A 26,406-nucleotide genomic window follows, 5' to 3' on the forward strand; every position below is an offset into this window, starting at 1 on the left:
ATTTCAAGTTTAGCGACTAAATTAATAGCTTGATTGAGTTCATCGGTTGTTTTAGCAAAATGTGAGGTTGTTGACAGTATCGATACCACCCCCACAATAGCAACGACACCCAGTGAATATAATTTTTGTTTGATATTCATGAGATTACTTACCTACGTGAAATAAACTTAAGTTGAATTATTATTATTTATTGTTATTAGAATGTTAGGTTTAAACTTGAAGCATAGCAATGAAGTGGCAAAGATAAATTACCTTCAACATGCTTTTTATGCATAACATTCTGATTTTTAGTTATTATTTTTATGGTGGAAGATTTGCAATACATTGACTTAGAACGTTATCAAGGCTTGATTTTTGATATGGATGGCACGCTACTTGATACCATGCCAGCCCATTTGCAAGCGTGGTCGCAAACGGCGCAACACTTTAAATTTCCTTTTTCGCATCAATGGTTACATAGCTTAGGTGGTATGCCGAGTTTTAAAATTGTTGCGGAAATTAATAAACAGCACCACCTTGGACTTGATCCACAGCTTGTGGCCAACTTTAAAATGACCGTATTTTCAGAAATAGAAAGCTATGGCGAGGTCATTCCTTGTACTCATGATGTAGTTAAGCATTTTTATGGCCATAAAAAAATGGCGGTAGGGACGGGCAGCCAAAGACAAAGTGCAATCAAGCTTCTTACAAAATCAGGATTGTTAGACAAATTTGATGCTGTAGTAACGGCGTCAGACGTAGAGAGCCATAAACCTAATCCAGACACTTTTCTACAAGCTGCAAGTTTGTTGGGGTTGCAAGCGAATCAGTGTGTGGTGTTTGAAGATACCGATTTAGGTAAACAGGCCGCTCATTCTGGTGGTATGGATTGCGTAATGGTAGAAAATGGCAGGTTGGTTTTTTATCCCTATTTATAATCGAAAATGAGCCGCTTTCGCGGCTCATTTATTATTGAATTTCAATTAGTTCAACGTCAAAAATCAGTACTGCTGCTGGTGGGATAGGACCACTGCCACCTTTGCCATAGCCTAAGTTACTAGGAATGAACAGGCGCATTTTTTGTCCTTCGACCATAAGTTGTAAACCTTCCTGCCAGCCTTTAATCACTTGGTTTAAACCAAAAGTAATGGGGTCGTTGCGCTCAACCGAGCTATCGAATACGGTACCATCCGTCAACGTACCATGGTAATGAACTTTAACTCGGCTGTTGGATTTAGGATGAACGGTGCCAGTGCCTTCTTGCAGTACTTTATACTGAAGGCCACTTTCCGTGATCATCACTCCTTCTTGTTTCGCGTTTTCTGTGAGGAACGCTTGTCCTAGGGTGAAGTTTTCATCCGCTGCTTTATGGTTGGTCCATGTGCGGTAGATAAAGAAACCAGCCAGTATGAAAATAATAAGTGGGAATACAAATTTAGACATAATCTTTAAGCCTATATTAAGGTTGAGTCAGTAGATAAGAGATGGTATTGGCGATACCATCTGCGTCGTTATGGCCAGAGGTCATAACAAGGTATTTGCCTTTTACGATAAAAGTAGGAACGGAGTTAATTTGTCCTTTCACCGAAACTTCTTCTGCCATCATCATTGTTTGAAGCAGTTGTTTTTGTTGTTCTGCATCCAAAGCATAAGGGCTAACTAAGTTGCGCTCTGAGAATACAAGCTCAATAGCTTTTTTACGCTCAGTTGAGGTGGCCTCTTCTCCCATCTGCACTACAGAAAAAAGCGCTTTCATCATCTGGTGATCTGGTACTGAATTTAATTGCATTACGGCTGTGTAATAAATCATTGCACCAATTTGAGCACCTTCATTAAATGTAACATGCAATTTACCGAAAGTTTCTCCAGTCGCTTTTTCTAGTTGAGGGATAACACTTTCCATTTTACGGCAATGGCCGCAAGTTAAAGCGAAAACTTCCGTTACAGCAGGTAAACGATAAGTTGATAGGTTAACTGGCAGTTGCTGATATTGCTTACCTTCTTGTGGGGTATTGCTATCACTGCAACCGACGATAGCGAGTAAAGCTGCAACTAAGCCCAAGTATTGGAAGATGATTTTTTTCATATAAGATTTCTTGTCGAAGAATAAGAGCCACATTCTAACGGCTTCAGATAACAAGAAAAACAGAAACCATCAGTAAATTACCATCAAATAGTTATAAAGTTTTACGCTGTTGGCCGATATAGTCTTTGTAGTGAGTTTATGGAGTGGTATTCGGATGAAGTATTTAGCTTTGCCATTATTAATGTTGTTGACGGGTTGTGGAAGTTTGGTCACTGATCGTATGTTTAGTGACAATCTATTAAATGAAGCACCTAAAGGTGATTTTGATGTACTTTATCCCGAGTGGGGAAGCGCTCCTAAGCTAGCCTCGACTGGTGTTCAAGGGCCAATGGGTCAACAACGTACAGGTAGCTATGACTCATTACAAAATTTCTTATTGAGAAATGGTGTGGATTACGAAGTATTGCCGGGTAATCACATTATGGTGAAATTAAAAGATACCGTTAAGTTTGAAACGGGTTCTTCGCAGGTTTCGTCTAATTCGCAGCAATGGTTGAGCATGATGGGTAGTTATCTTGCCTCAGAGCCAAGTATTGATATTGTTATTGATGGTCATGCCGATAGTACAGGTGTCGCAAATTTTAATGACCGTTTATCAATGAATCGAGCAAAAGCGGTCAAAAACACACTGGTGAAGAATAATGTTGCAATGGATTCCATTTTTACCCGTGGTTATGGTGAATATGTTCCTGCTTGTACCAATCAAACCAAAGTAGGCAAAGCATGCAATCGTCGTGTTGAAGTACTGTTTATTGTATCAAACAATTAATTTACTTGGTTCTCACACATCCTAAGCATTACATGAAAAAGCCCCACTTATTGTAAGCGGGGCTTTTTTGTTTTTGTATGCCTAAAGTCAATTAAGCAAGCAGCTCATTTGCTGTTTTCACTACGTTTTCAGTGGTGAAGCCAAACATCTCGAACAACTGATCAGCAGGCGCTGACTCACCAAAGGTGGTCATACCGATGATCTTGCCGCCAAAGCCAACGTACTTGTACCAGAAATCCGCAATGCCCGCTTCAATCGCGATACGTTTAGTCACGTCTGCTGGTAATACTGCTTCGCGGTAAGCGGCATCTTGCTTGTCAAATGCATCAGTAGCAGGCATCGATACCACGCGTACTTTCTTACCTTCTGCGGTTAGTTGCTCTGCGGCTTTCACTGCTAGCTCAACTTCTGAACCTGTCGCAATTAGGATTAGCTCAGGCTTACCATCGCTGTCTTTCAGGATGTAACCACCCTTAGCAATGTTAGCCACTTGCTCAGCGGTACGCTCTTGCTGTGCTAGGTTTTGACGAGAGAAGATAAGCGCAGATGGGCCATCTTTACGCTCAATCGCCAGTTTCCAAGCTACCGCTGATTCCACCTGGTCACATGGACGCCATGTGCTCATGTTTGGTGTTAAACGCAGTGAAGCAATTTGCTCAACTGGTTGGTGGGTAGGGCCATCTTCACCCAAGCCGATAGAGTCGTGCGTGTACACTTGAATGTTCTGAATTTTCATCAGAGCGGCCATGCGCATTGCATTACGTGCGTATTCCATAAACATTAGGAACGTTGCGCCGTAAGGAACGAAACCGCCATGAAGCGCAATACCGTTCATGATGGCAGTCATACCGAATTCACGCACACCGTAATGAATGTAGTTACCTGAGAAATCTTCCGCAGTCAGTGATTTAGAACCAGACCACATAGTAAGGTTAGAAGGTGCTAAGTCAGCAGAGCCGCCCATAAATTCTGGTAGCATTGCACCAAAGGCTTCAAGCGCATTTTGTGACGCTTTACGTGATGCAATATTGGCAGGGTTAGCTTGCAAGTCGGCAATAATTGCGCTGGCTTTTTCTTCCCACTGCGCTGGTAATTCACCATTTACGCGGCGTTTAAATTCAGCGGCAAGCTCTGGGTATGCTGCTTCATAAGCTGCAAATTTCTCATCCCACGCTGCTTCCTTAGTTGTGCCTGCTTCTTTCGCTGACCATTCTGAGTAGATTTCTTGCGGAATTTCGAACGCACCGTGTTCCCAACCTAAAAATTCTTTTGCTGCTTTGATTTCATCATGGCCTAGTGGTGCACCGTGACAGTCGTGTGAACCTGATTTGTTTGGCGAACCAAAACCGATAATCGTTTTAGTACAAATCAAAGTTGGGCGACCAGTTTCAGCCTTCGCCGCTTCAATCGCCGCATTGATAGCCTCTGCATCGTGGCCATCAACCGCAGGAATAACGTGCCAACCATACGCTTCAAAACGTTTAGGTGTATCGTCAGAGAACCAACCTTCAACATGGCCATCAATAGAAATGCCATTGTCATCCCAGAAAGCAACCAGCTTGCCAAGACCTAACGTACCCGCTAAAGAACAAGCTTCATGGGAAATACCTTCCATCAAGCAGCCATCACCCATGAATACATAAGTGAAGTGGTCAACGATGTCGTGGCCTTCTTTATTAAATTGTGCAGCTAGCGCTTTCTCAGCCATTGCCATACCAACGGCGTTAGTAATACCCTGGCCTAGTGGACCCGTAGTCGTTTCAATGCCTGGTGCGTAACCATATTCAGGGTGGCCTGGGGTTTTTGAATGCAACTGACGGAAGTTTTTCAGATCATCGATCGATAACTCGTAACCGCTTAGATGCAGCAAAGAGTAAATCAACATTGAGCCATGGCCGTTAGAAAGAACGAAACGGTCACGGTCTGCCCACTGTGGGTTTTGTGGGTTGTGGTTTAGGTGAGAACGCCAAAGTACTTCAGCAATGTCTGCCATCCCCATCGGTGCGCCAGGGTGGCCTGAATTAGCTTGTTGTACACCATCCATGCTAAGGGCACGAATTGCATTTGCCAGTTGTTTACGATCCATAATAATTACCAAAAATAGTCGATTTAGAAATGAGAGGGGAACGTTAATCGTTCCCCTAATTTTAATTCTTATAACTGATTACAGTTTAGCCGCAATCATAGTTTCAAGCTTGCCTTGGTCAATAGCGAAGTTGCGAATACCTTCCGCTAGTTTTTCTACGGCCATTGCATCTTGGTTGTGTTCCCATAGGAACTCAGCGTGAGTCATTGCTGCTGGGCGCTCTTTAGAACCTTTAGAGTCAACTAGTTTCTCAACCACTTCGCCTTCAGCCGCTTCAAGCTCTGCAAGTAGAGCAGGAGCGATAGTTAGACGGTCACAGCCAGCAAGCTCTAGGATTTCGCCAATGTTACGGAAGCTAGCACCCATTACCACTGTGTTGTAGCCGTGCTCTTTGTAGTAGTTGTAGATATCCGTTACAGAGATTACGCCTGGATCTTCTTGAGCTTCAAAATCACGGCCTTCTTTTGCTTTGTACCAGTCCATGATGCGACCAACGAATGGAGAAATAAGGAACACGCCAGCTTCAGCACATGCACGCGCTTGAGCGAAAGAGAAAAGAAGCGTTAAGTTACAGTTGATGCCTTCTTTCTCAAGAATTTCTGCTGCGCGGATGCCTTCCCAAGTAGAAGCCAGTTTGATCAAGATACGGTCGTTGGTGATACCTGCATCATTGTACATTTTGATCAATTGACGTGCTTTAGCAACACTGCCTTCCATATCGTAAGATAGGCGAGCATCTACCTCAGTAGAAATACGGCCAGGAATGGTTTTTAGGATTTCTTTACCGATGTTAACGGCAAGCATGTCACAAGTGTCTTGAACTTGTTGTGCTTTGTCTGAACTTTGGCTTTTTGCGTATTCGATAGAGGCATCGATTAATGGTGCATACTCGGCAATTTGAGCGGCTTTAAGAATTAGAGATGGGTTCGTTGTTGCGTCTTCTGGTTGGTATTTTTTTATTGCGTCAATTTCGCCAGTGTCAGCGACAACAGTAGTCAGTTTACGAAGTTGCTCTAATTTATTGCTCATATCGATCATCCTATGTCTTTGGGCTTCGCCAGCATTTTGATTAGCTGGGCATTTGCAAGCGGGTCGGTGGATAGTTTAGTCACGCTTTTACGTAAAACCTTTCCACAAACTCAATTAATTTCAGCGACCGAACATTTGCTTTGAACATTTGATCGTTCGTTGAGTAAATGATGTGCCCATATTTATCTGATCTACGAGGAAAGTCAATCGATCTTCTAGGGTTATGGTGATGTCAATCAACTATTTTTTTGCGGCTGAAGTGAGGTGTAGTGAAATAAACGTTTGCTTAGGTTAGAGCAAGCTTTGCTTAGTCATAAATAACATTTATTTGGGTGTGAGAAAATGTAATGGCGATGAGCAAAAGTTGCAATGTGGGTGCGCTGTAACATATGCTAGGTCAATGAGCGGATGCTCAAATTTTTGTATTCTGCTGGCAATGTTGATCACGAGAACGATTATGACAACTTCAAACCAAGATATTTCGATAGAAAACACCGATCTACTCACTGAAATATCCGTTGCTTATTACCAAGATGGCGCGACTCAAGAAGAGATCTCGAAAAAATTTGCGATTTCACGTGCCAAAGTAGGGCGGATGCTGAAACAAGCCCGAGATGAAGGCATTGTTGAAATTACCGTAAAATATCACCCAGTGTTTAGCGCAAAGATAGAGCAACGTTTGATTGAACGATTCGGCGTTAAACGCGCCTTGGTTGCATTAGATCAACCTAGTGAAGAGCAGCAACGTCAGCAAGTATCGGGGTTAGTATCGAATTATCTCACTAACACATTAAAAAATGGCATGGTAGTTACCGTTGGCCAAGGACGAAATGTTTCCGCTGTCGCGCATCATATTGGTGTTATCACACCTAGAGACTGCAAATTTGTTTGCAGTATTGGCGGTATCCACCCGCGAGGCGGTATGTTCAACGCGGACCATATTTGTCGTCAATTGGCGAAAAAATATGGCGGTAGTTCTGAAACATTGTATGCGCCAGCTTATGCTGAAAACCGAGAGCAAAAATTAGCCTTCATGCAAAATGCAACCGTTAAGCAAACGCTTGATTTAGCACGTAAAGCGGATATTGCGTTGGTCGGAATTGGTGACATGAGTGAAAACAGCTACATGGTTGATTTAGGTTGGTTTACGGCAGATGAAGTCGTTCAATCGCGCCTACAGCAAGGAGTCGTTGGAGATTTTGCAGGATACGATTTCTTTGATATTCATGGTAAGGCCGCTAATACCGTAATGAGCGACCGCGTGATTGGTTTGGGTATTGACGAGTTTCGTCCTATTGCAGAAGTGATCGCTATTGCCGCTGAAAACAGTAAACCACTGGCGTTACTTGGCGCACTACGTACTGGTGCCATTGATGTGATTGCTACCAGTGTTAGCAATGCGCTCACCGTTTTAAACCTAGATGAACAAATGCAACTTGGTGTAGGGAAAAGTTAGTTTTTCTGGAAGTGACACGCTTGGTTTATAAAAAGTTATATTCCCCCCGAATTTTTCCGGGGGAAACGACTTCTTTATTGGCTAATGGGTAGTGCTTCGTTTTGTCCCCATTCAGTCCAAGAACCATCATAGACAGCTAAATGCTCATAACCACACATATGCGCAGCAAGCAACACGATGCAAGCAGTGACACCAGAGCCGCAGCTGAAAAGATATTCAGAACGTTCGCTTTTTAGCACCTGCTTCAAAATAGGCTCTAATTCATTGATGCATTTCATTTTGTGTTCAATCATCAACTCAGCAAAAGGTAGGCAGGCTGAATTTGGGATGTGCCCACTTCGAATGCCAGCGCGAGGTTCAGCCACTTGGGCATTAAAACGGGCTTTAGAGCGTGCATCAATTGTTTGACTGGTTTCATTATCTATCTGTTGCAACACATAATCGGCGTCGACAAAATAGTGTTGATTCAGTTTCCCCGAAAAGTTACCGGTAATTTTAGGTTGTGAGTATTCCATTGCCAGCGGAAGACCACACATTTTCCATTCCGTCAGCCCGCCATCGAGTACGTAAACCTCTTGATGACCCATCGCTTTTAGCATCCACCACGCTCGTGGAGAGGCAAATGTCCCGCTATTATCATAAACAACAATGATCGAATCGTTATTGATCCCTAATGCTTGCGCTTGTGAATTGAAATGTTCTTCGTTAGGCATCATGTGTGGCAGTGTTGCGCTGAGGTCACAAAATACTTTGTCATAATCAAAACGTCGCGCATTGGGAATAGTGTGTACGGTGTCTTTTTCAGTTTCACTGGGAATTTGAAAATCAATACTTGCATCTAGAATTACGATGCGTTCATCGGCTAAACGTTGATTTAACCAGCTTGGGGAAACCAATGGAGACATATTGCGCTCATCCTGACCTGTTGTTTGAAGGAGCTTTAACTTACTCATTAATTTGCAGAAAAGAAATGCTATTTGGAAGGGATGATAAAATAAAATGCTCAACACCTTGTAGTTAACAGGCGTCGAGCATGTTTAATCGTTATTGTTCAGAGTTCTGACACACGCTGCATGTCGCTAATTTCATCAGCTTCATCTCGCGCCAGCTCATAGAGAGCGCATCGAACATCAATATTTTACCTTGTTTAGGTTGTCCATAGTGCGCGATAACTTTAATCGCTTCCATCGCTTGTACTGCGCCAATGATTCCCACTACAGGTGCCATGACGCCAGCTTCTACACAAGTAAGTGCCGTATTGCCAAACAAAGCACTCAAACATTGATAACAAGGTTCGTCAGCGTGTTCGTATGTAAATACACTGACTTGTCCTTCCATTCGAATTGCGGCACCAGAAACCAACGGTGTTCGAGTTCGGTAACAAAGGCGATTGAGTTGGTTGCGAGTCTCTACATTATCAGAGGCATCCAACACCAGAGTGTGCTGCCCAATAAGTGTGTCAAGCTGCTCGTCATTTAAGCGTTGATCAACGGTATTTACCGCCAAAAATGGATTGAGAGTTCGTAATGAATCTGCAGCGGAATCGACCTTTTTTCGGCCAATGTCGTTGTCTGTATGCAACACTTGTCGCTGTAGATTAGAGAGTTCCACTACATCATCATCGACGAGGGTTATACTGCCAACGCCAGCCGTTGCTAAATATTGGCTTGATGCACAGCCCAAACCGCCAGCACCAACAATGAGCACAGAACTTTGTTTCAATGCTTCTTGGCCTTCAAAATCAAATTGCTTGAGAATGATCTGTCGGTTGTAACGCAACATTTCTGCATCAGATAAAATATCCACAAACGCTCCTAATACAAGCTGGAGTTAAAAAGTTGGATATTCACGCTTTCACCCACTTCAACTCGTCCACGCTCGCGTTCTAATACTACAAAGCAATTGGCTAAACTCATGGAGCGAAATGCACCAGAGCTCTGATTACCGGTTGTTTCAACAACGAATTTGCCATTTTCAATCGAGTAGATACCACGCTGGTAATCTGTGCGGCCTGGCGCTTTTTTGAATGCCGTTTTCGTGATGGCTGGGATAGATTCTGGTGCTTGCCATTTGCTATGTCCCGCCAATTTAGCGAGCATCGGTTGTACTAATACGTACATAGTTAGTACTGCTGACACCGGGTTACCTGGAAGACCACAAAACCAAGCATTACTAAGCTCACCAAACGCAAATGGTTTGCCCGGCTTAATCGCCAGTTTCCAGAAGCCTATCTCGCCAAGTTCCTGCAAAATATCTTTGGTGTAATCGGCTTCGCCGACACTCACACCACCAGATGTGACGACCACATCCGCTAAGTTTTGGGCTTTTTCGAACGTTGCTTTTAATGTTGCAGGGCAATCGGGGATGATGCCAAGGTCAATCGCTTCACAACCAAAGTTCTCAATTAGAGGTTTAATCCCGTAGCGATTACTGTCGTATATTTGTCCGTCAGTTAAAGACTCCCCTAGCGGTTTGAGCTCATCACCAGTTGAGAAAAAGGCAACTCTGGGTTTGCGAAAAACGGTAATGTGGCTAATGCCGAGTGTGGCGATCATGGGAATATCACGTGGTGTTAAACGAGCACCTTTCGCTAAAACAAGATCACCTTGTTTAATGTCATCACCGGTCGGGCGAATATTGTTTTGTGGTTTGATGTCCGACTGTTTAAAGACAATACCAGCATCAGTGACATCGGTATTTTCTTGCATAACCACAGCATCGCATCCAAGTGGGATCTTCGCTCCTGTCATGATTCTGATGCACGTATTAGCAGGCCACTCACCTTCAAAGGGAGCGCCAGCAAAAGATTTTCCTGCCAATGGTAGTATTTGATTTTTTTCTAAATCACTCAAGCGTATCGCATACCCATCCATGGCTGAATTATCAAAAGGCGGGACAAAAATAGGCGAAAGCACATCTTCTGCCAATACGTAGCCAAGAGCTTCAGCTAATGGAAGTTGCAGTGTCACTTGAATTGGTTTGATTCGCGCTAACATTGTGTCCATAGCGTCTTCGATAGGCATTAAGCCCGGAGCATCACAGCAGCCCATTTTAGAATCCTATTGTCGTTTTTCTTTTCAATAACCTTATCATAGATTGTTTTTTGGTAAGAATGACCATCCATAAAATATGGGTGTAATTATTCAAAATTCCGAGTATCCTTGTCTGCCATCCGAAAGGGGTAAAAGTAAGAGGAATCGGAATGTTAGGTCTTAGCGAATCAGCAAAGTTGGTTAAAGATGCGCTAGAGAGCCGCGGTTTAGAGACGCCAATGTGTCCTAATGCGGTAACTCGTGAAGAGAAGAAAGAAAAAATTGAACACCATATGCGTGAGATCCTGACACTGCTTGGTCTTGACCTGACTGATGATAGCCTCGAAGAAACCCCGCATCGCATTGCAAAAATGTATGTTGATGAAGTTTTTTCGGGTTTGGATTACCAAAACTTTCCCAAAATTACTGTCATTGAAAACAAGATGAATGTAAGTGAAATGGTTCGCGTGAAAGATATCACCGTAACCAGCACTTGTGAGCATCACCTGGTAACGATCGATGGTAAAGCTGCTGTTGCTTACATTCCGCGCGGCAAGATTATTGGACTTTCAAAAATCAATCGTATTGTGCGTTTTTTTGCTCAACGTCCACAAGTTCAAGAGCGAATGACACAACAAATTCTGGTGGCACTGCAAACCTTACTTGAATCTGATGATGTAGCGGTAACTATTGATGCAACGCATTACTGCGTTAAATCACGCGGTGTTATGGACGCAACCAGTGAAACGACGACGACGGCATTGGGTGGTATTTTTAAGTCTAATCCTGCTACTCGTGCGGAATTTCTTCACGGCTTACGATAAGTGTCCCATTGATTTCAATAAAAAGCCCCGAAATAGTTTTCGGGGCTTTTTATTTATCTGACCAATATTGAATTTCAACGTTTATTCAAACAAAGCAAGATACTCACTATAACCTTGAGCTTGCATGTCATTTTTTGCAACAAAGCGCATTGCCGCAGAATTCATACAATAGCGTAACCCGGTTGGGGCAGGACCATCGTCAAATACGTGCCCTAAATGAGAATCACCAAAACGGCTTCTGACTTCTGTTCTTGAATAAACTAAGCGGAAATCAGTCTTCGTTGCAATATATGCTTCATTTATTGGTTTAGTAAAACTCGGCCAACCAGTGCCAGATTTGTATTTGTCGGTTGAAGAAAACAGCGGTTCACCAGTGACAATATCAACATAAATACCCTCGGCTTTGTTATCCCAATACTCATTATTAAAAGCGCGCTCGGTGCCTTCTTCTTGGGTGACGTAGTATTGAAGGTCTGTCAGTTTGGCGCGAATCTCCTTGTCAGAAGGTTTGGTATAGACTTTAAGGCTTGCCTCCGATTTATTTGCATCAATTAATTGACGTAATGTCTTTGGATTTTCATTACGATCTTCACCAAAGATTTCATCTAAATATTGGTCACGCCCAGATGCGTAGCGATAGTAGTTGTACCGCACTTTGCTCTTTTTATAAAAATCTTGGTGGTAATCTTCTGCCGGCCAGAATGTAGTATATTGGATGAGTTCTGTTTTCAGCGGTTTTTTATAGATACCGAGCTTATCGATGTCAGCCATGAAGGTTTCTGCTGTCAGCTTCTGCATTGCATTGTGATAGAAAATCGCAGGGCGATATTGTGGGCCTCTATCGACAAATGACCCTTTGTCATCGGTCGGATCAATATGACGGAAAAAATGATCCAATACCTGCTCATAGCTGACGACTTGAGGATCAAATGTTACTTGCACCACTTCAATATGGCCGGATTTACCCGATGAAACTTGTTTATAGGTCGGGTTTTCCACTGATCCGCCGGCATAACCTGATACGACATTGATCACGCCGTTGAGTTTCTCAAGATCAGATTCTGTACACCAAAAACACCCGCCAGCGAGTGTGGCGACATCGACGTTACCAATGCTGGGCATTTTCTGTGGTTTAGTCTCTGCCTGACTAAACAGTGAAAAAACGATAGGAACGAATAACGCTATCGAGATAAAGATGGGAGTAAAACGTTTCATAACCGACCTTACTTTTTTTTATTGATATACGTAAAGAACGGTAAAAAGTGCAAAAACTTACAGCACAGAGATAAAAATAGTTAATTTTATTGAAAGCTTCTGCAAATGGGTGACTTTCCAGAAGCTAACTTAGTGATTAATTAAGACCGATGATATTGCCGTGCTGATCTATATCCAATGCCATAAAGGCGGGTTTGTCAGGGAGTCCTGGCATGGTCATAACATTGCCGCATAGCGCATAAATAAAACCAGCACCTGCGCATAATCTAAGTTCTCGAATAGGAACATCAAACTCTTTTGGAGCACCTTTAATGGCTGCATTGGTAGAAATAGATAAAGGAGTTTTGGCCAAACAAACCGCTAAATGACCATAACCGTGAGCTTGGAATGCACGCATTTGTGCTTTGGCTACCTCACTTAATGTAATTCCCGCTGCACCATACCCTTTTTGAGCCACTGCGTTGAGTTTGGTTTCAATCGAATCTTGCGAGCGATAGAGAGGAGTAAATTGATTTGGCTTGCGACATTGTTCGATCACTTTGTTTGCAAGATCTGTTGTACCTTCTCCACCGAGCGCGAAACCTTCGCTCAATGTTACTTCAACGTTGTTCGGTAAGGCTTGAATCAGAGCGGTTAGTTGTTCGATTTCTTCCAGAGTATCTTGTGGAAAGCGATTGATAGCCACCACCGCAGGAACACCATATTTATTGACGTTGTTGATATGCCATTTGAGATTATCAAAGCCAGCCATGAGTGCAGCTTGATCTGGTTCAAATAGCGAGTCAGGAACAGCTTGTCCGGGGCGAAGTTCATACAAACCAGAGTTAGCTTTTAGCCCACGTAATGTCGCTACAATGACTGCGCAATCAGGTGCTTTCCCTGATGTTGCCGCTTTAATATTACACGCTTTTTCAAAGCCCATATCTGAACCAAAGCCACCTTCAGTGACGGTGAATTCAGCAAGTCGCGTAGCAATGTCATCCGCAATAATTGACGAATTGCCATGGGCGATATTGGCGAAAGGACCAGCATGAATAAGGGTAGGGACACCTTCTAAAGTCTGCATGAGCGTTGGTTCAATCGCTTCTTTCATACTAACGGTCATTGCGCCAGCTACTTGCAAGTCTTCTGTGGTTACAGGGTCACCATTTAAATTATAAGCAACCACGATGCGTCCAATACGTTGGCGTAAATCACGCAAGTCTTCCGCTAAGGCGAGAATGGCCATCAGCTCTGATGCGGCAGAGATATCAAACCCATCTTGCCGCTCATAACCATTGATGGTTTTACCGCTTTCATTTTGACCGACTGTGACCATCCTAAGTGCACGATCATTATGATCCATGACGCGTTTCCAGACGACCTTGCTTGCGTCAATCTTCAGTGCGTTCATGCCTGTACGTTGTTCAAAATCTTCATAGCCTAACCGCTGCTCGTGATAAATCCGTGCATCTATTGCGGCAGCGGCAAGGTTATGCGCAGCCGTGACTGCGTGAATGTCACCGGTTAGATGTAAATTTAACTCTTCCATTGGTGCAACTTGAGAATAACCACCGCCAGCGGCTCCGCCTTTCACACCAAAGATTGGCCCCATAGAAGGTTGGCGAATACATGCCATGACAGAGTGATCTAATTTCGCGATCCCTTGTGATAGACCAATAGTGGTGACTGTTTTACCTTCGCCCAAGGGAGTTGGAGTGATAGCGGTAACAACAACCAATTTACCTTCAGGATGAGTGTGAAGTCTATCTAAGCAAGAAAGAGAAACTTTAGCCTTAAAACGTCCTTGGCTATGGAATTCAGTCGGATCTAGGCCTGCCTTAGCAGCAATAGCATCAATCTGTGTCAATTTAGTTGCACGGCAAATTTCAATGTCTGGCAGCATAAAACCCTCATCGGAAGTCATTAATAGGTGAGGAAAACGTTTGCGTCGCGATACTAACGTCAAAATGTTTGTTGTAAAGTATTATGGGTGGTCGAATATTCGATTGATGCTAAATTCTAACGCAATGCTGATTTTGATCAACTTAAGCTTCTGGTTTTACGTATCTATTGATATCCGAAGTAACGGAGTATTGTTCAGTTTGTCGTAGATTCAAAAACAATTTACACTGCGCGCAAGTTACTAAGGGATATACCATGAAATACGATTGGATTTTATTTGACGCTGACGAGACTTTGTTTCATTTCGACGCCTTCAAAGGTATGCAGCTAATGTTTGAACGCAAGGGAGTGATTTTTGATGAAATTGACTTTGCCAAGTACCAAGAGGTAAATAAACCTCTTTGGGTTGATTATCAAAATGGAGTGATTAATGCAGCCGATCTCAAGCATATTCGCTTTCAAGCTTGGGCCGAAAAACTGCAAACCACGACAGTTGATCTTAATAGTGCATTTCTTGAAGCTATGGCAGATATTTGCACGCCATTACCTGGTGCTAAAGAGTTACTAGAAGCACTAACAGGTAAGGCAAAACTTGGTATCATCACCAATGGTTTTACAGAGTTACAAGCGATTCGTTTGCAGAGAACAGGTATGACGGATTACTTTGAACATGTAATTATTTCCGAAGAAGTGGGTATAGCCAAACCCGATAACGGAATTTTTGCTCATGCGTTAGAAAAAATGGGTAACCCTTGCAAGAGTAAAGTACTGATGGTGGGGGATAACCCGCATTCCGATATTCTTGGTGGTCTTCAATTTGGTATTGAAACCTGTTGGCTCAATACCGTTGGTCATTCTGATATTGATGGTATAGAACCACATTATAATGTGCGCTCATTGCATGAGCTTAAAGAAATTCTTATCGCGTAATAGCACTAAATGATAAGATCGTCTGTTGATGGTATGGCTTAGTTTTCAGGTGGTTGAGCTAATCAAGCACCTTTATTTTGGCAAGTTATGTAATACGACAGGTATAACCGCCGTACATAAAGCAAGGGATTGTTGGTGCAGTACGTAAAAATCAAAGATGTGATTGTTGAGCAAATTGAGACAGGTATGCTGACACCACGTCAGAAGCTTCCTGCGGAACGGAAACTGGCAGAGTCATTTGATACTACCCGCGTAACCTTACGTGAGGCACTGTCATTACTTGAAGCCGAAGGTAAGATTTATCGCGAGGATCGCCGTGGCTGGTTTATCTCACCACAGCCATTGCGTTACGATCCCGCGCAATCTTTAAGCTTTACCAAGCTAGCATTAGCACAAAATCGTCAACCCAAAACTCAACTTCTTCATTCGAAATCGGTACTGGCCAATAAGCAAGCAACAGCGCTATTAGCATTAAAACCTTTTTCAGATATCTATCAGATTGAACGAGTACGCTATCTAGAAGATCGTCCGGTCGCTTACGTAACAAATTACGTTTGTCCTGATAAATTCCCTAATTTGCTAGGCTTAGATTTATCCCCATCACTGACAAGTTTGTATAAAGAAACCTTCGGCGTTGAATATCATAGTGTTAGCTACAAGATGACGACAAGTTCATTGCTTGGCAATATCGCCCACGCTTTGCGAGCAACCTCAGGAACACCGGCAATGCTTATTAAGCGAGTCAATTACAACCAACAAGGAGAGGTAATTGATGGCTGTATCGAATATTGGCGACATGATGCTATCTGTATTGAATCATCAGTAAAACTGATTGGCTAACCTTGTATCAATAATTTTAGCTTTTACCATGAAGTTATGACTGAGTTTTGGCATCATCTTGTTTTAGTTGTTTATGCCCATCTTCACTGACGCCTTGTTTCCAATAACTACTAATGTAAATGTTTTCTTTTTCTACTTCTTTCTCATTACGGAAATACTGACGAAGTGAGCGCATGGTATCAAATTCACAAGCACACCAAACTGAAGCGTTGTCGCCGATCCAAGGCTTAGAAATAACGGATTGCGTTAAATTGGATGTTTGATCTTTAACTACCCAATCAATTTCAATCGCTTCGGGGACAGCCAATTCACGCTTGTCATCAATGTGGTCAACCTCAATCACAACATATCCTTTGGCATTATTAGGCAATAATTTAATTTGCGAGGCTAGGGCTGGAATCGCTGTCATATCAGCGACGAGGAAAAACCAATCACCAGCCGTATTAATGCCTTGGCTTTTACCTGGTCCTGCAATGGATATGGTGTCTCCAACCTTTGTCGTTATCGCCCATCTTGCTGCAAAACCGCATTGTAAGTCTTTAGTAATATGACGAACAAAATCAACCTCAATACTATTATTTTCGGCGTTGAAGTGCTGAATTGTATAAGTACGCATGACTGGGCGTTGCTGCGGTGAAATTGATGCAATATTCGTATCACCATGATCGGTGAACAGTAATTTTATATAGCCGCCTTCGCTTTCGCTACCAAAGTGTGCAATATCATCACTCTGTAAAGTAATGCGTTGCATAGACGGTGAAATTTGTTGAGATTGAATGACTGTGAGTGAGTAGAAGTTTCGAGTTGGCTTTTTTTCTTTCTCTAGCATTGGGCTGATACCATCATTTAGATTAATTATCTTGTCACCATATCCTGAGTTGCACCACTTATCAATGATAATAGATATCATTTACGTTAATTTACTTTTATTAAATGAATCGTCATATATGAATAGAAAAAAGCCTCTAAGAATCAAAGGCTTTTTTCAGGTTAGTTTCTAAATCAACCATCTGGAATACTCCTCAAAAATAACCAAGTTAGAAACTAGTTCCTCATGCAATCTTTTCTTTAGAGGAAAACCATCGGGACCATATATGCCCCTGCATGTGGCTTTTGATTGATAGTTTGGCCTTATTTTTGAGCATCATCGCGCAGCGTTGTCTCTGAGCATGTGAATTCACGCCTCAACCATGCTCTCAGTTTTAGTACACTTTCTTGTTTTAATTTGTTTTTGGGACAAACAAAATAGAAATCTTGGTGTGGGTTAGCTACGGGTTCGCCAAGCTCAACTAGCATGCCGTGGCTGATGTCATCTTTCACAAATAAGCGATGCGTAACCAGCATGCCTAATGAACGGACTGCAGCTTGTACCGCTTGAATGGATACGTCGAATGTCAGGTTGCTATGGAATGTGGGCATTGGGATTTGGTGGTGGTCGCACCACACTTGCCAGTCATGTTGTCGCCTTAGGTTAAAAACGCCAATGGTTGAGTTTTGTTTGACGAGTTGCTTAACGCTTAATTCATACTGGTTTTTCAATAGGGCAGGGCTGCACACCAATACCAGATCATCGTCGCCCAGTTTCTCGCTGTAATATTGTTCCCACTCATTTGGCTTGCCATGCACGAGGGCGATATCGACGCCTTCCTGCTCTATATCGAAAGGGCCAGTTAACGTAGAAATACGGATATCCAGAGAAGGAGCGAACGCTTGGAAGTCGGGAACTCGTGGGATCCACCAATGCATGGCGAGTGAATTTACCATGTTAAGGGTAATGCGGTGGTCGTTAGGCGTTCTAGCGAGTTCTTCGGTCGCCTCTATCACTTGCTCAAGTGCTGGTGCGACCTTTCGATAATATCGCTTACCTGCGGCATTAAGAACGACCCGACGACCAACTCGTTGAAACAGCGGTTTGTTGACCAGTTGCTCCAACGATTTTATGGCTTGACTTACTGCAGAATGACTAACATACAAGACGCGTGCAGCATCGGTCATACTGCCAGTTTCAGCAACAGCAACGAAAGCATAAACGGATTTGAGTGGGATGAGCTTTTTCATTGGTAAGTTTTCCTTACAGTTGTGGTTAATATTACTCGCTATTTTTGATCACGTCACGCTTCTAAAATAGATGTCATAGGAGGTGATAATTATGTCTGATATTACCAAGGCGACGATTTTCATGTTGTTGTCGACATTCAGTTTGTCTTTAAGTGGTTTGATGGCCAAGTATCTATCTGAAGCGATGTCCACTTCGTTACTCAGTTTTGTTCGTTTTTTGTTACCCAGTCTGCTTCTATTTCTTTTTCTGGCCTTTTACAAAATTAACAAACCGACGCGAGAAATGTGGAGACCTTTGGTGATGCGAGCGATCTTTATAGTGGCATGTCAGTGGTGTTTCCTTACGTCACTGCAAACCTTAACGCTTGTTGAAGGAGTGGTGTTGTTTAGTACTGGCCCTTTGTTTATTCCGTTGTTAGAAAAATTAATATTTGAAACCAAGATTCATACAACGACGATAGTCTGTTTAGTGATCACTTTTATCGGCGTAGTGATGATGGCTGGGGATTGGTCGCAGTTTGAACTTGGTTTGGGCTTCTTTAGACCTGCGCTTTTGCTTGGACTTCTTTCAGGGATGTTTAACTCTGGTTCGCAAGTGAGCTTTTACCGAGCGTCCAAAACAAGTCTGACACCAGCAGAGCTTAACGCGTGGACCTTCTTAGTTGCGGCAATTATTGTAATACCAATGCTCTTGTTCACAGCAGTATCAACAATACCGAATGTGCTTGAGAGTGCAGACAAAAGCACCTTATTAGAGCTGTTGTCTTTTGATGACTTGCAGTGGATTGCTCTCGGAGCTCTCGGACTGGCGCTGTTTACCATTAATACACAAATCTTCCGTTCCAAAGCATATAAGTTGGCAGACAGCGGTTCCCAGTTGGCACCACTTATCTTTACTAACATGCTGTTTAGCGCACTTTGGCAGGGCTTGTTCTTTGATGATGTGTTTTCTACTCAGCAGCTTATTGGAATTAATTTGATTATCGTGGCGAGCGTAACCAACACGTTATTAGCTAAAAGACATAGTAAAGCGAAAGTCCAGCAGAAATTGCTAAGCACTGCGAGTGTTGCGGGCATTGCCGCTAAAAGTTGATCATTGAGCCTGAAGTCTAGAACAATGAGCGTGTTTATTGTTTAAAAACAATCAGGGCCAGGTCTTGCTTTTTATTGTCATCCCTAAATCACAACCCTTTGGTTGACGAGAGTCTATCATTTTCACAAACCGATTAACCTTTTCCGAGAACGCTTGAGCGTCTGACATTGAGTAAGATTGTCGTTTCTTTCTCGGCTCAACTTGATTTGCTTCTTTCATTGTATCCGGAGTTAAAGGGATATGTATATTTCGAGTCTAGCGTATAGAAATAAAGCGCTCTATACCAATTGAATTGTCCAAGATTAGAAAAGGCGAACCAAATGGTTCGCCTTTTGTTATTCAAGTTAGTTTCCAACTTGGTTATCTGTGATCAAACAATTGATCACAGATAACTAAGATGGAAACTGTGGTTCGTTTACTATCAATGAGTTCTAATCGTTAATTGAGATAACTAAGTTGGAAACCTTTTGCAACTTGGGAGTCTGATTTGATAATTGTAGCGCTAACCAAGATGGAAACTACAAGAGTGGGTTCCTTCCGTCACGTGCGGAAATACCATCATGACGATTTCACAATCGAATAACACTACCTAACGCAATAATGTTGATCCAGTGAGTGGTCATTCAATTTTCTCAGCAATCGCACTTATCAAAAACAACAAGATTAACTAATGACACGATTCTAAGTATGAAGATATTTTGTTTAATTTATCAATTGTTTACAATTGTTAACATAAAAGTTCATCAAAATTCATCTTCAATTAATGAAAAGAAAATCTAATGAATTATGAGTCGAATCTTCTTCTGTATACCTCTGGCTAGTTGAATTGGCCTTTCTCTTGTAATTGATACCATGTTGGCTGTGGCTCTATCTTTCAAACCGCTTATTCTGATGTTTTTCCTAAACTAGCGCCTAAATCTGATACTTTTCCCTTTGACTGCATTTATTCTGATGTTTTTCCTAAACTAGCGCCTAAATCTGATACTTTTCTCTTTGACTGCATTTAATCTGATGTTTTTCGCAAACTTTTTTGGGTGAATCATTTAGGGGTACTTTCGTGCTAGAAAGTGTCGATACCGATCAGCAATCTATGCATCGACAATGATAGTCGAGGGAAATAGTTTGTATCATAAGTATATGCCTTTATTAAGATTTAAGTCGCAAATAGCATATTTCATACATAGTAAACTCAGTATTCTCACACTAAAAAATGGAGCTAATAATGCCAGGTGCTTTTGCTCACATCACAGCAGTAAACGTGGCCTCTGCAAACAATGCTTTGCGCCATTTAAATATGCCCCGAGATGCTAAAAAGGCCTTAGCCCAAAATAAAAAGTACTTAGAGCTCGGTTGTGTAAGCCCTGACTACCCTTATCTAGCTATCATGGACTCTGCACAAAATAAGTGGGCAGATGAAATGCACTACAACGACGTTGGCAAGTTGATAGATGCTCTAGTTGCTCAGGTAAAGGCTGTAGATAGCGAACACCTAGAAAAAGCCTTTGCTTGGCTATGTGGTTTTGTTGCACATGTAGCTGCTGATATTACTATTCATCCTGTCGTCGAAATGAAAGTTGGGCCTTATGCCGAAAATGCAAAGGATCATAGGGTCTGTGAAATGAATCAGGATGCCTATATCTGGCCCTCCAGAATGCAGCTTGGCGATATTGGTTTCGCTGATCGAATAAAGGAAAACATTGGCAGCTGTGTAGATAGTAATGATGATGATTTGATAGACCCGATTATCAAAAATATTTGGAATAACGCTCTCTCATTCGTTTATCCTGTTTATGCAGAAGAGTGCCAGCCAGACATTAATGCTTGGCATAGCGGTTTCCAATTGGTTGTAGATAATGCTGAAGAGTCACATCGCTTATTTCCTTGGGCAAGGCATGTCGCATCAAAGCAAGGGCTAACATATCCACTTCAAAATGAGGTGAATGCTGACTTTATTCAAAATCTAGAAACACCGCATGGCCGTAAACATTATGACGAGGTTTTTGATAAAGCAATTGAAACTATCCAATTGTTCTGGGAACAAACTGCAAGTTCTGTCTATGAAAATCAGTCAACAGGCTTTTTCAAGAATTGGAATTTAGATACTGGCCGTTGTGAACACGGACTGCTTACTGCTTGGGGAATCCAATGAGATTATTCACTACTATAGCGTTTCTACTAACGTTGACCTCGTGCGCGACTCATGCAAGGTACTCAGAAGAAGGAATGTATGACATAGCTTCTATTTTAAAGGATGTTACTCAAGCTATTGATGGCGAACTCAAGTTTGGTGATACCATAGGTCTAACAAGTGACGAGATCATAGAAAATGCGACTTCTTCAAACTCCGAAAAACTAGCTAAACTCCCAGAACTGGCGAAACAGGCGAACATTTCTGATTATCGAATTCTTTCAGAATTCCAAGATGATAATGCAGTAATGCTGATATGTGATGGCAACATCGCACTAATGGAAGATGTCGGTTGTAACGCTGCATTTGACAGAATTTACTGGAACTCCCCACAGCCAAACACCTGTAAAATCAAACTTAATGCGGCTGAAATTTGCGCCAACTAATTACTGCTTAGAGGCATGATTTCGTTATGTAGTGGATAAGTGAAATCGGTCATCAGGTGATGATATCACCTCTAACTAGGTGACCAAATTCAGCGTACCACTACACAAGTGCTTATCGAACTAAAAGGCTGGCTAGCACTTCCAGTCGTTCACCTTGATGCAAAGCGCGTTACTCTGCTCTATGGGTAGTTCTTCCTCTGGTACTAGCTTCAACTCGCTGAGAAGCGTGACAATCGCCTATTTGCAAAAGTCTCCCCGATTATCATGGTTTCGGCTGTAAGCGTTCTGGTTAGCGACTTACATATATGTAAGAATCTAAGTCGATGGCTTCCATTAGTGACCCTATGCGCTTGCATCCACCTTCTAGGCGATAGATAGCTCCGACATTGGCATAGGGTCTAAGAGCTTCTTCGATTATCCCAGAGCGAATCACAAGTGACTTGGAATCAGCATCAACGGCATGTGCAGCAACGCGCCGCTCAATGTCATAAAACTCTTTATGCAACCCTGTAAGTTCGACTAACTCATTGAACAGATGGTCATAGAAAATTTTGGTGTCTTTTGGCTTCTTATCGACGATTTCAGCCAGCAGGCTCAAGGTTAGAATATGCCAAGTGTCAAACGCCCAGAGGCAGGGATAGCTTCGTATATAATTAAGAGCATGAGGTAACTTTGGGTGTTTCCTAGCGGGGCTAGGCTGAAATAACTGATTCAGTGTCATCCACTTCGACCATCTGGAGTAGTCTCTTTTGAACAAGTTATCTTTTGAAAGTAGATAAAGTTCAGAGTTGGTTTTAGCCTGTCTTACGGCGTCTTTTGTTGTTCTAGCCTTCTTAGCCTTATTGTTCGATTCCTTTAAAAAATTTTGTTGAAACCTTTCAATTTTCGGCATTAATTTCGGGTACTTCAACCATTTCCAGGTAGCCCGATTATTCTCAGATGTTGCTGGAGTGCGGATAACTACGCTTCCATTAAGATCAACGATATCGTCAGGCAAACAATCCTTTAATAGAAACGCTACCCAGATGTGGCTGTCACCTCGAATCGCCTTGAGCAGAAGGTATTCCTCCGTCAGCTTTACTTGGCTAACGCTGTCTACACGCTGTTCAGAGCGAGAATAAATAGTGACTTCTTCGCGATACGTGTACTTGTCAATCTGGCATTCAAACTCTTGAGTTAAGCTAGGTAACAAAATGTAGTTACCTTTAATAAACTTTCTAGCTGAGTCTTTTGCACTACGAAGACGTTTTTTCTTGATACGCTCTGCTTCATGCTCCAGAAACTGCTCGTGTTTATCAATGAGTTGCTCTCGGCACCATTCGTAAAGCCACTTGTAAGGTACTTTTTTCGCTTTTAGATCTGAGAGTGCTTCATCGATGTTGCGGTTAAGATAGGCGCTTAAATCAAATTCAATAGAAGGGATTTTGTTCTGTTGGTAGTAGGTTGTTTTTTCAGCTTCATTTTCATGTGTGACAAATACTTCAATAACTATACTGCCGATATCGGTATCAAGTAGTACATCTGCGATATAGCGGTCTAAACGTACTTCTAGATTTCCACCATGAACATTTGTTGATACTTCGCATTGGCTCAGTGTTTGCCCTTTGTATTGAAAGGATACTGGCGGAAGAAAAAAGGGCTGCGATTCAAGAAAAAAGTGTTGTACGACTAAGTGAAGTTGGGTCATTAAACAGTTACTGTTTTCGTCTTTCGAATCATGTGCAAAGTGATGCCTTATTCCCTTATTCCCGTTGTTTTTGGCAACGAGGCGATCACCGCAGCCAGAGCATACGCAATTACACTCTAAGCCATTTTCTACGGAGTCAACGTGCTTCAAGGTGTTTGAATCTCTATGTAATGCATACTCTAGCATTGTTGACCCTCTTGGATAAAAGACGCGATACTAACTAAGTTCTACTAAATCAATATGATAAGTTAAGTGAAAATAGAATGAGTTGCTAGGCGTGTCTTAAAGTTTTGGGCGTGTCACACTCGGAAATTAACTCCAATGCGAGAATAAAAGCTCTGGAAAAACGTTTTTTTGTTCTATCTAGTAGACGAGGGCCGACTAGCTGCCTGTCTATATGCTCAGAACGATGTTGCTAGATTTCTAACTGAGTACCTGTCATTAAAAAAGGGTGCAGTTTGGGCGTCGTAGGGATTTTAAGGTGTGCACGTAACCTGTGAGTGCCAACTAAATTAGAACGTAGAAAAGTATCCTTACTAAAAGAGGCGAACCTATAGGTTCGCCTCTGTCTATGAAATCATGTTCACTGTGATACAAAGACTACTGGAGTTTCTGAACACTCCACCAAAACCTACTTTTTTCAGGTCACCCGCGCTCTTGGTGATGTCGATTGTAGAACACATCATTTTCTTCGTCATAATCGTCTTTGATGATATTACAATCAGCGATAGCCGCTTTATGCTGCCTCTGCTTTTTTTTGTATTCTTCAGTCTGTTGATAAATGCGGGACACCTCTGCAAACCAAACAGCCCACTCAGTAGTTGGTATCTCTCTGCTCTCAATGGAAACTTCGTTAAATGTGCACATGTAATCACAGAACATGTTGAATAGTTTGCCGTTGTCATTTTGTTTGAGCAGTGATTCAGGGCTAGCTGTTAGATAGTTATGGCTTTGTTCAAACAGCTCTAGTGCCTTTAAGTGATGGTTAAGTCGCTTATCAATAAGCTCCTTATACTCGGGGAGCACTTTATAGTCCCATACTTGGTAGGTTGTGGGGGTAAGAAACCACTTTACCGCGTTATGCCGCTTAATTACCTTTATGAGATTTAAGCGTGGCGCTAGATAGGGGTGAATGTCTCCATTTTCATCAAACTGCTCTCTCGGATAGAGCCTTGCATTGTTAAGAGTCACAAACATTGCGATGTCACGTAAGTGAGGTTTAACTTCGTGTGCCTCGAAGATTTGTTTGAATGTACCGAGAGGTTTCATAGTAATTGTTCCTAATTTTTTGATTTTGTGACGATTTTTTCTGCCTGCCTAATCGATAGGGGCAAGCGTTTTCTGTTTTTCATTAGCGAATGTTGTGAGTCCACCTGCCTCTCGACATGCGATATGGATCTAGCGCTCTTGACCTGCTGCCTAATTTGTTTAGCGAGTTTTTTGTCTACCTGATCCCAGTCGATAGATGGGTGAAACGTGGGAGAGACTCGTTTTGGTAAGTGCTGGTTCAGCCAATCTTTGTCATATCGAAATAGCCACATGTAGCAACTGCTCGAATGCTTAATCTCTGTGCGAGTTATTGTTGGTTTTTGGGAAATGATTGACTTAAGGGTTTGGCGACATTGATTGCGTTTTTGGCAGAACCAGAGTTGTTTTCTCCATGCGGCTAATCCTGACATCGAGTTGATTTTCTGTTCTACGGTCGCAACGCTAACGCCACATAATCTCGCAATATCTCGTCGATGAATTCCTCGAAATGCGAGCCTTAATATTCTATCGACCAGCGAATCACTTAACTGTTTGAATCGATGCTTAACCGTTATTCCATTTCGCTGCGCTAGGGCTGCCAGAAAGCCCATAGAATAACCTGTCGCCCTGGCGACAGAACGAAGCGAGTTTCCTGATGCAAGTTCTGATAGATGGACGCGAGGTTCGTGTAGTACCCGTTTACAAGGTTGCGCCACCTGCTTAAATTGCTCAAAGTAGCAACTGGCATTTTCAGCAAAGAACCCACCAAGTAGTGCATGTTGAATGTAATGACTGTTGTGATGGCTGCTCAGGAGGTTTCTTAAAAAATTGAACTGATAAAGTTTTGAAGGCAGCAGCGTTGCGTCAGCAAATAGAGGAACCCAAAACTCTTGTAGTCGGCTTATTGCTTCTACCTGCCTAATGTGTCCATTAAGAGTTAGGAGGTGAGCCTGACTCATCCAAAATGAGTGAGTTGCGGCAACATCATGTCCGCTCCTAAGTTGGCGTTCATAGTCATGCCAACTACTGATGAATAACGCTAACCTCAATGCTCTTTCTAAACAGAGCTCAGAACCATGGAAATTGGTGGCATAAGGTGTAGGAGGGAGTTCAATACGCTTGTTAAGACCATCGGCATCTGTCGTTGCATATTGCAGCCAACAGGCATGCTTTGGGCAAACGAACATACCGTGATATTGATGAATGGTACGCCAAATGCAATGACCCCAGTTTTGTAAATCTTCTTCCAGGCACAGTCGACAGCACTTTAGTGCACTGTTAAACCTTAGCCTAGAAGCGGTAGATCGTGATAAGGCCGCTATATGACTGCCATCATTACTTAGCATGTGTAGTTTAAGTAATGCGGTGCTTTCACTATTTTGGATAGTAGCAGCAATGACTGGGTAGCAGGTGCCGTCGTACAAAAGATTATCCACACCTATCGAGGTTTGCTCAGATATTTGTTTCAGCATGCATGGAAGTTGTGGGTTAATTCGAACATCGGTGCGTCCAAGAAGAGCTCGGTTTTTTTCGCGTAGCGAGCGTCTTGGTGAGGCAAAGTGGCATCGTGCGACTAGGCTATAAACTGCTTCTCCTGCGATATGGTGGAAGTACAT

At 42.5% G+C, this 26,406-nt stretch carries 23 protein-coding genes; 9 read left to right on the top strand and 14 right to left on the bottom strand.

From position 1 onward, the window contains the following. Positions 1-302: 302 nt before the first annotated feature. The gene (locus tag HGG78_RS08895) at positions 303-917 is read left to right on the top strand and encodes a beta-phosphoglucomutase family hydrolase (protein ID WP_172532672.1); all 615 of its coding nucleotides are present in this window, start codon (positions 303-305) and stop codon (positions 915-917) included. Positions 918-948: 31 nt separating this feature from the next. Here HGG78_RS08895 and HGG78_RS08900 read toward each other — a convergent pair whose 3' ends face one another. Together HGG78_RS08900 and HGG78_RS08905 are read right to left on the bottom strand one after the other, a co-directional pair. After that, positions 949-1,422: a BamJ family beta-barrel-assembly machinery protein gene (locus HGG78_RS08900; protein WP_168524613.1), complete on the bottom strand. Its 474-nt coding sequence runs from the start codon at positions 1,420-1,422 to the stop codon at positions 949-951. A gap of 16 nt (positions 1,423-1,438) precedes the next feature. Next, the gene (locus HGG78_RS08905; protein ID WP_172532673.1) at positions 1,439-2,065 is read right to left on the bottom strand and encodes a thiol:disulfide interchange protein DsbA/DsbL; all 627 of its coding nucleotides are present in this window, start codon (positions 2,063-2,065) and stop codon (positions 1,439-1,441) included. A gap of 154 nt (positions 2,066-2,219) precedes the next feature. Here HGG78_RS08905 and HGG78_RS08910 point away from each other — a divergent pair, with 154 nt between their 5' ends. Beyond that, a complete protein-coding gene (locus HGG78_RS08910) occupies positions 2,220-2,834 on the top strand; it encodes an OmpA family protein (protein WP_172532721.1) in 615 nt (204 codons plus the stop codon). Positions 2,835-2,925: 91 nt separating this feature from the next. Here HGG78_RS08910 and tkt read toward each other — a convergent pair whose 3' ends face one another. Next, complete coding sequence (gene tkt, locus HGG78_RS08915; protein ID WP_172532674.1) at positions 2,926-4,920, bottom strand: transketolase; 1,995 nt, start codon at positions 4,918-4,920, stop codon at positions 2,926-2,928. Between the two features lie 78 nt (positions 4,921-4,998). Next, a complete protein-coding gene (gene tal / locus HGG78_RS08920) occupies positions 4,999-5,949 on the bottom strand; it encodes a transaldolase (RefSeq protein ID WP_053312033.1) in 951 nt (316 codons plus the stop codon). Positions 5,950-6,406: 457 nt separating this feature from the next. Between tal and HGG78_RS08925 the strand changes: the two genes are divergently transcribed. Further along, positions 6,407-7,405: a sugar-binding transcriptional regulator gene (locus HGG78_RS08925; RefSeq protein WP_168524617.1), complete on the top strand. Its 999-nt coding sequence runs from the start codon at positions 6,407-6,409 to the stop codon at positions 7,403-7,405. Positions 7,406-7,479: 74 nt separating this feature from the next. Here the strand turns inward: HGG78_RS08925 and HGG78_RS08930 are convergent, their stop codons facing one another. From HGG78_RS08930 to moeA, 3 genes are all read right to left on the bottom strand, one after another. Next, on the bottom strand, positions 7,480-8,310 hold the full coding sequence (locus HGG78_RS08930; RefSeq protein ID WP_171980413.1) for a sulfurtransferase: 831 nt from the start codon (positions 8,308-8,310) through the stop codon (positions 7,480-7,482). 139 nt (positions 8,311-8,449) lie between these two features. Then, the gene (gene moeB, locus HGG78_RS08935) at positions 8,450-9,211 is read right to left on the bottom strand and encodes a molybdopterin-synthase adenylyltransferase MoeB (RefSeq protein ID WP_053312035.1); all 762 of its coding nucleotides are present in this window, start codon (positions 9,209-9,211) and stop codon (positions 8,450-8,452) included. Positions 9,212-9,219: 8 nt separating this feature from the next. Continuing rightward, positions 9,220-10,455 (bottom strand): molybdopterin molybdotransferase MoeA, encoded by a 1,236-nt coding sequence (gene moeA / locus HGG78_RS08940; protein WP_172532675.1) that lies wholly within the window; start codon positions 10,453-10,455, stop codon positions 9,220-9,222. 152 nt (positions 10,456-10,607) lie between these two features. Here moeA and folE point away from each other — a divergent pair, with 152 nt between their 5' ends. Next, positions 10,608-11,261, top strand: a complete 654-nt coding sequence (folE, locus tag HGG78_RS08945; protein WP_053312037.1) for a GTP cyclohydrolase I FolE — start codon at positions 10,608-10,610, stop codon at positions 11,259-11,261. Between the two features lie 81 nt (positions 11,262-11,342). Here folE and msrB read toward each other — a convergent pair whose 3' ends face one another. Both msrB and HGG78_RS08955 read right to left on the bottom strand, forming a co-directional pair. Continuing rightward, positions 11,343-12,476, bottom strand: a complete 1,134-nt coding sequence (gene msrB / locus HGG78_RS08950) for a peptide-methionine (R)-S-oxide reductase MsrB (RefSeq protein ID WP_172532676.1) — start codon at positions 12,474-12,476, stop codon at positions 11,343-11,345. Positions 12,477-12,612: 136 nt separating this feature from the next. After that, positions 12,613-14,361, bottom strand: coding sequence for a formate--tetrahydrofolate ligase (locus HGG78_RS08955; protein WP_172532677.1), 1,749 nt, complete (start codon positions 14,359-14,361; stop codon positions 12,613-12,615). Between the two features lie 254 nt (positions 14,362-14,615). Here HGG78_RS08955 and yjjG point away from each other — a divergent pair, with 254 nt between their 5' ends. After that, entirely contained in the window at positions 14,616-15,290 is a 675-nt protein-coding gene (gene yjjG / locus HGG78_RS08960) for a pyrimidine 5'-nucleotidase (RefSeq protein WP_172532678.1), read from the top strand. Positions 15,291-15,425: 135 nt separating this feature from the next. Continuing rightward, positions 15,426-16,130, top strand: coding sequence for a phosphonate utilization transcriptional regulator PhnR (phnR, locus tag HGG78_RS08965; RefSeq protein ID WP_171980400.1), 705 nt, complete (start codon positions 15,426-15,428; stop codon positions 16,128-16,130). A gap of 34 nt (positions 16,131-16,164) precedes the next feature. Here phnR and HGG78_RS08970 read toward each other — a convergent pair whose 3' ends face one another. Together HGG78_RS08970 and HGG78_RS08975 are read right to left on the bottom strand one after the other, a co-directional pair. Beyond that, the gene (locus HGG78_RS08970) at positions 16,165-16,959 is read right to left on the bottom strand and encodes a siderophore-interacting protein (RefSeq protein WP_053312042.1); all 795 of its coding nucleotides are present in this window, start codon (positions 16,957-16,959) and stop codon (positions 16,165-16,167) included. Between the two features lie 302 nt (positions 16,960-17,261). Next, complete coding sequence (locus HGG78_RS08975) at positions 17,262-18,188, bottom strand: LysR substrate-binding domain-containing protein (RefSeq protein WP_172532679.1); 927 nt, start codon at positions 18,186-18,188, stop codon at positions 17,262-17,264. A 91-nt stretch (positions 18,189-18,279) separates the two neighbouring features. On the opposite strand from HGG78_RS08975, the gene HGG78_RS08980 reads away from it, so the two are divergent. From HGG78_RS08980 to HGG78_RS08990, 3 genes are all read left to right on the top strand, one after another. Beyond that, positions 18,280-19,281 carry a DMT family transporter gene (locus tag HGG78_RS08980; RefSeq protein ID WP_171980397.1) on the top strand — a complete coding sequence of 334 codons (1,002 nt, stop codon included), beginning with the start codon at positions 18,280-18,282 and terminating at the stop codon, positions 19,279-19,281. Between the two features lie 1,222 nt (positions 19,282-20,503). Then, on the top strand, positions 20,504-21,430 hold the full coding sequence (locus HGG78_RS08985; protein WP_172532680.1) for a zinc dependent phospholipase C family protein: 927 nt from the start codon (positions 20,504-20,506) through the stop codon (positions 21,428-21,430). A 74-nt stretch (positions 21,431-21,504) separates the two neighbouring features. Further along, entirely contained in the window at positions 21,505-21,855 is a 351-nt protein-coding gene (locus tag HGG78_RS08990; protein WP_254068181.1) for a hypothetical protein, read from the top strand. A 289-nt stretch (positions 21,856-22,144) separates the two neighbouring features. On the opposite strand, the gene HGG78_RS08995 is transcribed toward HGG78_RS08990, so the two are convergent. From HGG78_RS08995 to HGG78_RS09005, 3 genes are all read right to left on the bottom strand, one after another. Beyond that, positions 22,145-23,728 carry a competence protein CoiA family protein gene (locus HGG78_RS08995; RefSeq protein ID WP_172532682.1) on the bottom strand — a complete coding sequence of 528 codons (1,584 nt, stop codon included), beginning with the start codon at positions 23,726-23,728 and terminating at the stop codon, positions 22,145-22,147. Between the two features lie 459 nt (positions 23,729-24,187). After that, complete coding sequence (locus HGG78_RS09000; RefSeq protein ID WP_172532683.1) at positions 24,188-24,811, bottom strand: hypothetical protein; 624 nt, start codon at positions 24,809-24,811, stop codon at positions 24,188-24,190. Positions 24,812-24,822: 11 nt separating this feature from the next. Next, positions 24,823-26,406 carry a TnsD family Tn7-like transposition protein gene (locus tag HGG78_RS09005; RefSeq protein ID WP_172532684.1) on the bottom strand — a complete coding sequence of 528 codons (1,584 nt, stop codon included), beginning with the start codon at positions 26,404-26,406 and terminating at the stop codon, positions 24,823-24,825.

Origin of the sequence: Vibrio aestuarianus (genome assembly GCF_012395185.1) — a bacterium.
GTDB lineage: Bacteria > Pseudomonadota > Gammaproteobacteria > Enterobacterales > Vibrionaceae > Vibrio > Vibrio aestuarianus.